8 protein-coding genes and 1 pseudogene are annotated in these 12,427 nt (G+C 62.0%); 6 read left to right on the forward strand and 3 right to left on the reverse strand.

Annotation, left to right across the window (positions count from 1 at the left end; all coding sequences use genetic code 11):
• Positions 1-232: 232 nt before the first annotated feature.
• Both ISP14_RS18490 and ISP14_RS18495 read right to left on the reverse strand, forming a co-directional pair.
• On the reverse strand, positions 233-5,905 hold the full coding sequence (locus tag ISP14_RS18490) for an autotransporter-associated beta strand repeat-containing protein (RefSeq protein WP_404542829.1): 5,673 nt from the start codon (positions 5,903-5,905) through the stop codon (positions 233-235).
• A gap of 99 nt (positions 5,906-6,004) precedes the next feature.
• Positions 6,005-6,304: pseudogene (locus ISP14_RS18495) on the reverse strand (ESPR domain-containing protein); the annotation flags it as partial.
• A gap of 171 nt (positions 6,305-6,475) precedes the next feature.
• Between ISP14_RS18495 and ISP14_RS18500 the strand changes: the two are divergent.
• The 3 genes from ISP14_RS18500 (at position 6,476) to ISP14_RS18510 (ending at position 8,057) form a co-directional block, all read left to right on the forward strand.
• Positions 6,476-6,859, forward strand: a complete 384-nt coding sequence (locus tag ISP14_RS18500; protein WP_404542812.1) for a carbon-nitrogen hydrolase family protein — start codon at positions 6,476-6,478, stop codon at positions 6,857-6,859.
• A gap of 354 nt (positions 6,860-7,213) precedes the next feature.
• Positions 7,214-7,666 carry an Rrf2 family transcriptional regulator gene (locus tag ISP14_RS18505; RefSeq protein WP_404542815.1) on the forward strand — a complete coding sequence of 151 codons (453 nt, stop codon included), beginning with the start codon at positions 7,214-7,216 and terminating at the stop codon, positions 7,664-7,666.
• Positions 7,656-8,057 (forward strand): FAD-dependent oxidoreductase, encoded by a 402-nt coding sequence (locus ISP14_RS18510; RefSeq protein ID WP_404542818.1) that lies wholly within the window; start codon positions 7,656-7,658, stop codon positions 8,055-8,057. The genes ISP14_RS18505 and ISP14_RS18510 overlap by 11 nt, the downstream gene beginning before the upstream one ends.
• A gap of 740 nt (positions 8,058-8,797) precedes the next feature.
• Here the strand turns inward: ISP14_RS18510 and ISP14_RS18515 are convergent.
• On the reverse strand, positions 8,798-9,907 hold the full coding sequence (locus ISP14_RS18515; protein WP_404542821.1) for a hypothetical protein: 1,110 nt from the start codon (positions 9,905-9,907) through the stop codon (positions 8,798-8,800).
• A 76-nt stretch (positions 9,908-9,983) separates the two neighbouring features.
• Between ISP14_RS18515 and ISP14_RS18520 the strand changes: the two genes are divergently transcribed.
• The 3 genes from ISP14_RS18520 to ISP14_RS18530 all read left to right on the forward strand — a co-directional run bounded on the left by ISP14_RS18520 (position 9,984) and on the right by ISP14_RS18530 (position 12,293).
• Positions 9,984-10,271, forward strand: coding sequence for a hypothetical protein (locus tag ISP14_RS18520; RefSeq protein WP_404542823.1), 288 nt, complete (start codon positions 9,984-9,986; stop codon positions 10,269-10,271).
• Positions 10,272-10,554: 283 nt separating this feature from the next.
• Positions 10,555-12,090 carry an IS21 family transposase gene (istA, locus tag ISP14_RS18525; RefSeq protein WP_404542825.1) on the forward strand — a complete coding sequence of 512 codons (1,536 nt, stop codon included), beginning with the start codon at positions 10,555-10,557 and terminating at the stop codon, positions 12,088-12,090.
• Entirely contained in the window at positions 12,084-12,293 is a 210-nt protein-coding gene (locus ISP14_RS18530) for an ATP-binding protein (protein ID WP_404542827.1), read from the forward strand. Before istA ends, ISP14_RS18530 begins: the two co-directional genes overlap by 7 nt.
• The last annotated feature ends 134 nt before the right edge of the window (positions 12,294-12,427 follow it).

A 12,427-nucleotide genomic window follows, 5' to 3' on the forward strand; every position in this document is an offset into this window, starting at 1 on the left:
ATTTGCGTAGATTTCGCAGCATCACGATTAAATAGCGTGATCCATACCAAGCCAGTAACGGGAATTTTCTGCCCGTCGACCAAGATCGTGTGATTTAAAACTCCTGGCAGAAACCCGTTTCTCGTCCCAGGTGATGCGCTGGGCGCCACAGCGCCAGGAGTATCACGGAGGACAGCCACGCCTTAGCTGTCGATGCGCCGCCGTCTGCTGACGAACGGCGCTTCGGCCAGTCTCAGAACCTCCAGTCGAGGCTGACACGAGCAGACTGATCCTTGGCGTTTTGGCCGAACTGCCCCTGGTAGCTGGCGTCCACCGATACATTAGGCGCGACGGTGAAGCTGAGGCCGGTGCTGACCACCCCCGCATTCTTTGCCACCGGCAGACCGGCGATGGCGAAGCTGTCGCCGCTGCTCTCGAAGCGCATCGTGACGACAGGCAGGGTGTCGCCCCAGGCATGCTGCCAACCGAGGCTGGCGTGGGCGCGCAAGCCATGGTTCGGCGCTCCAAGGTCGAACGTGGCGCGCAGACCCAGCGTGCTGTAACCGAGGGTGCTGTCCTGCGATGCCACGCCTAGCGCGGCTGGCGTGCCGCTCTCACGGATCGCCGGCATCCTCAGCCGCTCCACGGCCAGGTTCACGAACGGCGCCAGCGTGGTGCCGCCATGCGCGATCGGCAGGCTGGCATCGACGTAGGCTTGCGCGGTGTGCGCGTGATAGCTGCTGACAGCGGTGCCGTCGAAGGTGCCAAAACCAATGAAGCGGTTGGTGTCCACCTTCTGCCACCCGTAGATCGCGCCGCCCTGCCACTGCAGTGCGCTGGTCTGCAGGCTGCCGTATACGCCCAGGTGCTGGTCGATGATGTGCGAGGAGGAGTCTAATCCTGCAACGCGTGCCGTGCCTTGCCCTGTGCCCAACACTGCACCGAACCGGGCGCTACTGCCCACCGGCAGGTCGGCGCTGACCAGGAAACCACTCCCGTCGACAGCAAGGTCGGACGCGTTGCCGTCGCTGTCGTGGCTGCCCCAATGGCCCCAGACGGTCGTCCAGGCGGTAACGCCGCTGGCGTCGGTGACGTCCAGGCCATTCGCGTTGTTGTTCTGCCCGCCGAGATGCGCGTTGATCGCGTCGCGGATGTAGTGGTCGTTGTCAGCGATCGCGGTACGGGTAGAGGTGTGGATTTCGCCACTCAATTGATCAAAGGCGCGGCGCGCGGTGGGCACGTCGAGGCCGAGCAGGGCGTCGTACACCGGCGAGTTCGGGTCGAGGTGGTCGAGTGCACCGGCTGTGTTCTTCTGGTTCGTGGTTTGCGCAACGCTCTGGAAGCTGGTGTCGTTGCGTTGCAGCGAGAGGTCCACCGCGTTGGCGGTGTAGCTGAGCAAGGGGGTGAGGAACGTCAGATTGGCGCTTATGGCGCCGAACTGGCCGGTCACGCCTTGTGCGGCGGTGAGGATGGTGTAGTTGGTGCGCGGTGCGTAGTTACCCGTCTGCTCCAGCACCAGCACACTCCCCCCGAGAATGGACGCATTGCCGCCGACGGCGATGAGGCTGGCCTGGCCAGCTGGCGTCGCGCCCACCTGGTAGCTGGAGCCGTTGCGGAACATCGCGTTGCCCGTCACCGAAAGCGTGCCCGTCGCGTTGCCGGGTACGACCGTGCCGGAAAGGTCAAGCGCGCCGATGGCGCCGATGCCAGCCAAGGTGGCGCCGCTGTTTACCGTCACTGCACCGGCGAGCGTTGCGCTCGGGTGGCTGTTGTCGCCGACGATCAGCGTGCCCGCCGAGACGGTGATGGCGCCCGAGAACGGATTGGCGCTGTCGAAGGTGAGGCTCCCGCTGCCGGACTTGAGCAGTGCACCGCTACCCGACAACGAACCGTTGAAGACGCCATCATTGCCTTGGTTGAAGATGAGCGAGGCGTTGTCGGCGATGTCGCCCCGCAGGCTGGTAGTGTCGCCCTGCAGTGCACCGGCACTGATGATGGTGCCGCCGCCGTAGCTGTTGGCGCCACTGAGGGTGAGCGTGCCGGCGCCGAGCTTGGTGAACGAACCGCTGCCGGAGACGATACCCGCGAATGTGCCGTTCGCGCCTTGATTGAAGATCAGCAATGCATTGTCGGTGATGTTGCCCTGCAGGCTGGCGGTATCGCCCTGCAGCGCGCCAGCGCTGATGGTGGTCCCGCCGCTGTAGTTGCTGGCGCCGCTGAGCGTCAGTGTGCCGGTACCAACTTTGGTGAGCGAGCCACTGCCGGAGACGATACCTGCGAATGTGCCGTTCGCGCCTTGATTGAAGATCAGCGATGCATTGTCGGTGATATTGCCCTGCAGGCTGGCGGTATCCCCCTGCAACGTGCCAGCGCTGACGGTGGTCCCGCCGCTGTAGCTGTTGGCGCCACTGAGGGTGAGCGTACCCGCACCGAGCTTGGTCAGGCTGCCGGTGCCGCTCAGAGCCTGGTTCACGGTGAACACGTTCGTCAAATCTTCGATGTCGAAGCCACCGCCGGCGGCGCCGAGGGTGATCGTGCGTGCCGTGGACTGGAACGCCGTGCCGGCCACCCGCAGGATGCCGCCATCGAGATCCAACCCCGCGCTGGCCGCGCCGAGATTTGCGTCATCGCTCACCGACAAGGTGCCCGCGCCCAGCATGGTGCCCTGCGTGTAGGTGTTGCTACCGCTCAGCACCAGCGTGCCGGCGCCGGTCTTGTCGATGCCAAGACCGGTAAGTGTGTTGTCGATGGTCGCGATCCAGCTCGCACTTGCACCGCTACCATCGCCGACGCGGATCTCACTGAGTGTGCCGGGTGACGGCGCAACCAGGGCGAGCGCACCACCGGTGAGCAGATAGCCATTGCTGGCGAACTGCATGCCGAGCGTGGTCACCGCGCCGCTGGTGTTATCGACCGTCACCGTGCCCGCATCGCCACCGAAGATGGCGAAGGCATTGGCGGGTTGACGCGTGGAGGTGACCGAGCCGGTCGCATCCGTCCAGTTCGCTTGCGCCATCGACCAGGTACCACTGCCGCCACCCATGCGCGTGCTGTTGGCAAGGCCGTTCGCGTTCCAGAAACTCAGCGCCAGGCCATTGGTGTTGATCAGGTTGATCTGCTTGCTGGCGGTGAGGTTCTGGATGGTGAAGCCGGCCGGCGGCGCGATGCCGCCATTGGTTTCGGTGAGCGTACCGCCGTAGGTGAACAGGTTGTACAGGCCGGGACCGAAGCCGCCGGCGTTGATCGGATTGAGCGTGGCGCCGTTGATGGCGAGGTTGCCGGTCACTGCCACGTTATGGCCGGTGCCGAAGGTGGTGAAGTTCGGGCCCGGTGCGCCGAACGAGAAATCGAGCACGCTGCCCTGAGCGAGGGTGAGGTTGGTGTTGACGGTGAGCGTGCCGGTGGGATTGCCCGGTGCGAGATGGCCGCCGTTCTGCACCGTGACGCTGCCGCCGACCGTACCGAAGCCACCCAGTGAGGCACCGCTCGCCACCGTGACATCGCCGGCCACGCTGGCGCCGGCATGCGTCGCATCGCCGACGATGAGGCTGCCGCCTTGCACGGTGGTCAGGCCGGTATAGGTGTTCACGCCATTGAGCACGAGTGCGTTCGCGATGTTGGTTACGCCGCCAGTGCCCTGGATGACGCCATCGAAACTGCCGCCGCCGCTGCCGCTCGCGCTGAGCGTGTTGGCACCGAGCTTGATCGTGCCGCCGGCACCGGTCAGCGCGCCGATGGTCTGATTGGAGCCGGCGGAGATATCGAAGGTGCCGCTACTGGCGAGCGTCAGCGCGCTGCCGCCGGCGAGCGCACCGCCCACGCCCAGCGCCAGCGTGCCGGATTGGATGTTGGTGCCCCCGGTGTAGGTGTTGGCGCCGGTCAAAGTCTCGGTGCCGGTGCCGTTGATCACCAGGCTGCCTGTGCCGCCGATGGTGCCGCCGAAGCTACCGCTGCCGGAAGGCGCGAGGGTCAATGCGTTCGCGCCGAGAATCACCGAACTGCCGGCGACGCCGGACAGTGCGCCGATGCTCTGCGCACCGGCGACAGACAGATCGAGCGTGCTGCCAGGGCCGGCCAGCGCGACGGTGCCGGAGGCCGCGAGCGAGCTTCCGCTGCCGAGGGCGAGCGTGCCCGCGTTGACGGTGGTGCCGCCGGTATAGGTATTCGTGCCGCTCAAAGTGAGTGTGCCGGGACCTTGCTTGACGATGCCGCCGGTACCGTCGATGGTGCCGGCGAAAGTCGTGTTGCTGGCATCTCCCAGTGTGAGGGTGTTCGTGCCCAGCACGACCTGGCTGCCGGCCACGCCGGACAGTGCGCCGATGGTCTGGTTGGCGCCGGCGCTGCTGATATCGAAGCCGCTGCCAGCGGCGGTCAGCGACACCGCCCCCGTGGACGCCAGGCTGCCGCCTGCGCTGAGCGCTAGCGTGCCGGCATTGATCGCGGTGCCGCCGGTGTAGATATTGGCGCCGCTCAGGGTGGCCACGCCGCTGCCTTGCTTGACGATGCCGCCGGTGCCGTCAATTGTGCCGGCGAACGTAGTGTTGGTGCTGTCGCCGAAGGTGAGCGTGCGCGTGCCCAGCGCAACGGTGGTGCCGGCATCGCCGGTCAACGCCCCGATGGTCCGGTTGCCGCCGGCGCCGGAGAGGTCGAACGCGGAACCGGCGTTCTGCAGGTTGACAGCGCCGGTGGACGTCAGCGCGCCGTTCGCGCTGAGCGCGAGTGTGCCGGCGGTGATGGCGGTGCCACCGGTGTAGGTGTCGGCGGCGGTAAGGGTCACCGTGCCCGTGCCGCTCTTGGTCAATGCGCTGTTGCCGGAGAGCAGGCCGGACAGGGTGAAGTTATTGGCGCCCGTGGCGGTGAGGCCGCCCGCGTTGAGCAGGATCGCCTTGCTCAACGTCGAGCCGCTGGTGCTGGCAGCGACGCCGCCACCGTTGGAAGTGATGCTGGACGCACTGCCGAAGTTGGCATCGCTGTCGAACTGGGCGACGCCGCCGTTGAGGATGGTGTCGCCGCTGATCAGCGCGCCTGACAGACTCCAGGTGCCGCTGTTAACGACCATGTGCTGGAAGTTGATGTAGGTGGCGGACGACGCGGTGCCCGTACCGGTGGCGCCCGAGCCCGGACCAGCCACTGCGTTCTGCAGCACCAAGGTGTTGTTGCCGCCCGCGCCGCCGTCGATCTGCCCGGTGGGGGCGAAACTGAGATTGATGCCGAGCACACCCAGCAGGTTCAACCCGAGGCTGCCACCGGCGTTGACGTTCGAGCCGGTCACCGCGGTGAAGGTGTTCGTGCTGTTGGTGCCCATCGACACGCTGCCGCTGATGGTGCCGGAGTTGATAAACGTGTTGCCAGCAGCGGAAGATTCGAACGCGGTACGGCCGGTGATGGTGCCGGTGTTGGTGAAGTTGATCTGGCTGCCGCCATACACGGCGACTACCGGAGCGTCCGATCCCAGCAGTGAAACGCCGAGTAGGGCGGAGGAACCGATGGTCCCGGAGTTGGTGATGTTGGTCGTGCCACCGCCGCCATTGCGCACCGCCAGCGCCATGCCAGTGAGATCGGCGAGGTTCAGGCCGAGCAAGCCAGTGGTGCCCTTCATCGTACCCTGGTTGCTGACGGTCACCGTGCTGCCCGGAATCGCGGCGCCGAGATTGGGATTGCCGATCACCGTGCCGGAGGACAACAGGCTGAGCAGACCGAGCAGGGAAGGGTCGATGGTGCCGGCGTTGTTGAGCGTGGTGCCGTTGCCAGTGAGCGACATCGCGGTGCCGCCCAAGCCCAGCAGCACACCGGTGGAGCCGCCGCTGACCACGTTGACGGTGAGGTTGTCAGCGCTGCTCGCGTACGACGGTGCGAGTGGATTGGCGGCGCCCGAGCAGGTCACGGTGGCACCGTTGGTCGGATTGATCGGCGAGCAGGCGGCCATGGCCGATTCCACCGGCGCAGCACAGGCGACAAAGCATGCCAGTGCGAGCAGGCGGCGTACCGGCAGTCGCTGCGACCTTCCTCCTGGTGAGACGACTGTGCTGCGACCATGAGTCAATTCAGAAGCGACTTGCAATACGCACAACACGCGGTTCCAGACAACGCGATAAATGCGGTTCATGGTGTTCCCCCCCTGTGTACAAAAACGAGCTGAGTCAGCGCTACCTGGGCATGGCACACGCCACGCCGCGATGCGCACATCGCGAGGATTGAACTTGGGGCGCCAAGAGGCGTCGTTTTCGGGAAGACCGAACGAACGATTCGGCGGAGGCGGAGGCGGAGCTGAGTGCAGCTGCGCGGCCGGCAGGGCGAAACCCGAGCGCGGCAGGCCGGAAATCATGGATGTCCTGAACCACGAAATCCCCCCTTCCTTGTTAGGATGGCTAAATCAGGCGCCGATGCCGCTCCGGTTTTTGTGATAGTCATCACATTATTTAAGGGCGCGCTTTTGCTTCATGTCTCGGTGTGCGTAGTGGTCCATCCGGCGGTATACGGATGAGTTCAAGGGGGCATGATCGTTGCGCCGCTTGTTGCTGCCAGGGATACGGGCGTGCAGGTCATTGCCGGCTTCCACGCCGTGGCGCCGGCCGCCGACTTCGCGCTTGCGATCACGCCCGATGGCAGGACTCTGCGCTACGGCAAACGCCATCCGGTGCCGGGCCTCGAGCACGATCTCACGCCGGGTCATGTCTCGGGCTGGTTGGGCGATGGGCGTGCCGAGGAGATCTGCAAGGACATGGATTTCCCCGACGCCATTCGTTCCGATGCGGCCAAGGACGCCCGCCTGATGGGCGTGCCCGCGGGCGACATGGGCATCGATGGCTGGCAGCACGGAATCATGTCCATGAAGCACGGTGTCGAAGGCGGATTTTCGATCGTGCGGGTTGCCCAATGACGGCCTAGTGTTTGCCAGCGACGCGCAAGGGCGTCTGATCGCCCTCAAGCAGGACGCGCCTACGGACCTGACCATGATCGTCGCCGACCTGCCGCTGGGATCCAGGCCAACGCTCTATACGGGGAGAGGGCGATTAGGGCTGGTTATCGGGGGTAGGGCAGCCGTTTGCTTCGGGCCCAAAGCCAATCAGCCCAATCATGAGCTTCGCGCCGTCAGTCTCTCGACAGCCGATTGCGTAGGAACTCAATGAAGCGCTGCGTTTTCGCAGTCAGCAAACGGGTTTCGGTCATCGCGTAGACGGTGTGGGGGGACTCGCAGTTGACATGGCGAGCTTAATGTAACATCATTTGTTACATGAGACGAGACAGCCGACTATCCGCCGTACTTCATGCACTGCTGCATATGGCCGAGCGCGACGCGCCAATGACTTCCGAGGCGCTGGCACATTGCCTTGGCACGCACCCCGTGGTCGTCCGGCGCACCATGGGTCTGCTTCGCGATGCAGGGCTCGTTGCCGCTGACCGAGGGCATGCCGGTGGCTGGCGTATTTCGGCGGACTTGACCAGGGTTACATTGCGCGAACTGCACGAGGCGCTAGGAGAGCCAGCACTTTTCGCCGTAGGCAACCGGAGCGAGCATCCGGAATGCCTCGTCGAGCAGGCTATCAATGCGGTACTGGACACAGCTTTTGCCGATGCCGAAGCGCTTCTACTGCAGCGGTTCGCGTCGGTCACCTTGGCAGCGTTGGCCGCGGATTTCGCGCGTCGCCATGATGCTTGTCGTTCGGAGCAGCGCCATGAAGCATGATGTGGCCATCGTGGGCGGCAGCTACTCTGGCATGGCGGCAGCCCTGCAATTACTCAGGGCGCGTCGGAGCGTACTCGTCATCGATGACGGCAAGCGTCGTAACCGCAGCGCAAGCCACTCCCATGGACTTCTCGGCCAAGACGGCGTCGACCCCGCCGAGTTGGCCCGCATCGCCAGAGCACAGCTTGCCTTATATCCCACACTCACCTGGCTGGACGGCGCTGTCGAGCAGGTGGCCGGTAGCAAGGACGCTTTCCACGTCTCCAGCGGAGGAAGTATCCATTCGGCCAGACGTCTGCTGCTGGCCGTCGGAGTACTCGACCGGCTACCGGATATCCCTGGCCTATTGCGGGCGCTGGAGGAAACTGAGCATCATGCCGGTTGTTGTTAGTCACCGGCGCCGGTTGTGGTGCGCCATGTCTGCTGGTGCTGACAGTCACAAATTCAATGTTGAGCTTGGATCTCAAAAAAATCGTTAGGAGTGGCGCAGCTGGTCGGCGCGAGCACGAACGTCATGGGTTGATGCCCTGGGTAGCGCAATGAAGGCTTGCTCTGTCATGACTTCGTAGGTCTGAAGAAACGGCAGATACAGTTCCACCATCCAGGTTCGCCCCTCCCTTCTTCCCGCATAGGGATGAAGGATTTCCCCATCCGCTCGGCGTCGATCAAAACGTAGAACTCCCGGATGCGGATAACGATGCGCATGCAACGCATCCATCATCCTAGTAACGGCGTCCACGGGGTACCCCGGGTGACCCGAAGTCCTATGGTCGAGTACGGTGGCAGCGAGTGCATCGTCATTCGTAAGGTAGCAACTCCGAATCTCTTGTTCGTCAAAAACCACTTCTGTCGCGACGTATGGCGGTCCCTGATACCAATTCGGGTCGTTTCGGTCTAGCTGAATTGCCAAGATCGTCCGCGTACCGACATCCGTACATCGCCAACGGAATCCGGCCCTGCCGAGGAACTCCAGACCAATATGAAAGTCTGCGTGTTTCATTGGGCCTCCCAGGGGACTCTGCCACCACGTTCCGAGCATAGTGAGCCGGTGTCTCAGAGGCTGAGTGCCTTGTTTAAGCAAATCGACTTCGCGTTAGATCGCGCGACCAACCATTCATCAGCGCGAGTACTTCAGGATTGTTGCCGATTGCTAGGCGTGGGGATTTGCGATGCTTGCCTCGCCGCCGCCATCTGCGCGGCGACTTCACTTGGAAGTAGCGGTTCCGGTCGACCGCTCCGCAGCGCAGACAAGCCCCATTTTCGACCGATATTCATGCTTCTCACAAAGTCCCGTGAGGCTTCACTGCACTCCTCTGGCGGCTTGATTAGCCTCCAGTGCGGTCCTAGCCCAAAGTACAGGTCAAACCCAAAACCCAGATTCAACACTTTACGCCATACCCTCATTGGCGGCCCTCTGGTGTACCTAATTTTGCCGCCGTCTTCCAATTGCAGGATGGTCCGGTTAAGTAGACGCATCTGTTCATAGAGTTCGGCGGGGTGAAGGTCGAAGGCGATTTCCTCGCTCGTAGCAAGCGGAAAAATTTTCCGTACAAAGAACTCAAACAATTCCGATGCAACGAGGAGAAGCGGCGTATAGCTTGTTGCCAAGAGTAGTGCTGCATGCATTGAGCGCCCAATAGCGAAGGCACGTCCATAGTCGGCCGCTTCGTAAGCTTCCCGAAGAAGGATCACGAGTGCCGCCAGACCATCCAGATCGGCCTGGCACTCCAGCATTTGCAACGGCAAGTTCGGCGTGGTACGCCGTAGGTAGTGGCCGGCTTGCAACGGACGCGGCTGAAATACCGCCGCCTGCACGCCGTGGCGCAAACGTCGCAACAGTGCATCTCCGTTTGAACCGATTGGATGACTTAGATCTAAGGCTTTCCAGGCAACGGCTATCAGAAGTTCACTTGAACCAGGGACGAGCTGCTCCGCCGCACGTACCGTCTCTGGTCCAGGCGAGTGAATTCCGCGTGCATATTTCGCCCATAAATTGTGATGTTGCGGCCATCTCCCTTCGGTCGCTGGTTTGTAGGTCTGCGGCTGGATCTGCTTCCCCACGCCATACGCCGTTACCTGCCTCGTTTCCAGGCGTAAATGCTCGAACCACAGACCTCTGATCAGCACAGTGAGCGCATCTCGAACTGCCTTTGGATCAGAGGACCCCAAAAAGCAGGCAAGTGCGAAAAGGCGCTGGCCAGTGTAATTCTTCGGGTATTTCAATGATTTGGCGGACGGCATGACTCAAAAATAGAGTAACGCTATCGGGTTGGGTTCCCTTCTAGGCGAACTGTACGCCCGGGTCTACCCTGCGGTCATGACCGGGCATGACTACTCTGCCAAGGCACCGGATGCGATCGCCGTCTTGGCGAAGGCGCTGGAACGCGATCTGTTGTTCCGCTATGGCCCTATGATCGGCAACGACGATCTACGCCAGGCTCTCGGATATCTGTCGATGGATGCCTTTCGGCAGGCACTGTCACGTCGCCAAGTACCTGTTCCGGTATTTGCAGTACCCAACCGCCGCGGCAAATACGCCCTCGCCAAAGATGTGGCGCACTGGTTAGCGACTCTCCGCAACGGCGCGGCGCAACATCGCGCCTAGGCGCCCTGGCCTAACCCGAACCCAATCCAGGGAGGTCACTTATGACGTAACACAGACCCATTTGACTCGTTACGCGAGGTGTAGAAACGACAAAGGCCCGAGAGTCTTCACCTCCCGGGCCCAGTCAGACTGACGGGGCAATACCCCGCTACTACGCACTCAGTCTGGTCCTTTCTCTCGCTCGCTGTCAACCCTCAAGCCCTGTGGGCTTCGGGAGGGTGCACGCAAGTGCACATCGACCGCCGGCTCCGTCTAAGTGACGGGGCTAAGGAGACTGATTGCCATGTCCAAATTACGCTCTGTAATTCACTTGCTCCTCACAACACCGCTGAATAACAGCGAGGTCGCACGTTCAGCGAACGTCTCCAGAGCAACTGTCGCGCGCTATCGCAGAATCGCGCTGGAGAAAGGTTCCCGTTGGAGTGATCTACAACTGCTGCTAGATGAAGAATTGGATGCGATGTTCAACAAGGCCTGGCGACGCCTTACTCGCCGACGCATGGCGGACTTTGCCTGGGTCCACACCGAACTCCAGCGGCCAGGTGTGACCTTGCTACTGCTATGGGAGGAGTACTGCGCACAGGAACCGGCTAACGCTCTTTCCTATTCCCAATTTACTGAGCATTACCGACGTTATCGCAAGCGGATCGATCGGGTGATGCGGCAATCACACCATCCTGGCGAGAAGTGCTTTGTCGACTTCTCGGGACGCAAGCCTGGTTACACGAACCCCGATACCGGTGAGTGGACGTCGATGGACCTCTTCGTTGGTGCACTTGGATGTTCGAACCTCACCTACGCAACTTGTGTGCCTCAGCAGACTGTGCCGCACTGGATAGCGGCACACACGCGAATGTTTGAATACTTCGGAGGCGTGCCGGCCATCCTCGTACCTGACAATCTCAAGGCGGCGGTTCTCCGTCCGGGAGCCAATTTCATTGCCAATCCAAGCTATGTGGAAATGGCAGAGCACTACGGTACTACCATACTCCCGACCCGAACGTATCGCCCAAGAGACAAGGCCAAAGTCGAAGGGGCCGTGCTCATCGCGCAACGCTGGATCGTGGCCCGGCTGCGGAATCAAAACTTCTTCTCGCCTGATGAACTCAATACTGCAGTGGCAGCTTTGGTGGAGGAACTCAACCAACGACCTTTTAGCCGGTTACCGGGCTGTCGCGCGTCTCGCTATGCCGACATGGAGCGTGACGCAATGCAGCCTCTACCCGCTCAACGCTATGAGTTCGGTGAGTGGACTGCACCCATGCGTGTCGACAACGGTTACCACGTTCGGGTGAACCAACATTGGTACTCCGTTCCGCACCGTTTGGTCGGTGAGCGCGTGTCAGTACGATCGACCGCAGCCGTCGTAGAAATCTTTCATCAACACACCCGTGTCGCCAGTCATCTTCGTGACGATACTCCGGGAACGCTGACGACAGATCCCCAGCATCAGCCGGATGCACACCGGGCCTACGCAGAACGCACTCCCGAAAGCTTTCTGGCATGGGCCAAGCAGATCGGTCCTGCTACAACGGAGATCGTGCGTGCTCAGTTTGAACGCGCAGTGCCTGCGTTGGGGCTTCCCGCTTGCAGCGGCTTGCGCAAACTGGTCATGCAGCACGGCGCCACAGAAGTCGAAGCTGCCGCCTGCCGGGCAGTCGAGATTCGATCGCTCACCGTGAAAAGCGTCAAATCACTCTTGAATACACGACGCCACCGTCGCGAAGGAGACGAAGATATACAGGGCGATCTCCCTCTCCATGCCAATTTGCGTGGTCCTGACTACTACGCCAAAGCCGTGGAGGATACGTCATGCTGATCCAGCAGACTCTTTCCCAACTACGGGCGCTTCGCTTGAATGCCATGGCCGACGCCGTGGAACATCAGCGTGATCGTCCAGCACTGCAAGAGTTGCCGTTTGAGGACCGGCTGGCGATGCTCGTTGAAATTGAGAGCCAGGCGAGAGAAACCCGTCGGATCAATCGCCTGTTAAAAACGGCACGCTTAAAGGTGAATGGGTAATCCCCCCGTAAATTAGCAGACGCTGAAAGTGGAATTTTCTCGTAATCTTTCCCGAGGAGGTTCCATGAAGAAGTCCCGATTCAGCGATAGCCAGATCATCGCCGTGCTCAAGCAAGCCGAGGACGGTACGCCCG

This window comes from Dyella agri (genome assembly GCF_044904705.1).
Taxonomy (GTDB): Bacteria; Pseudomonadota; Gammaproteobacteria; order Xanthomonadales; family Rhodanobacteraceae; genus Rhodanobacter_A; species Rhodanobacter_A agri.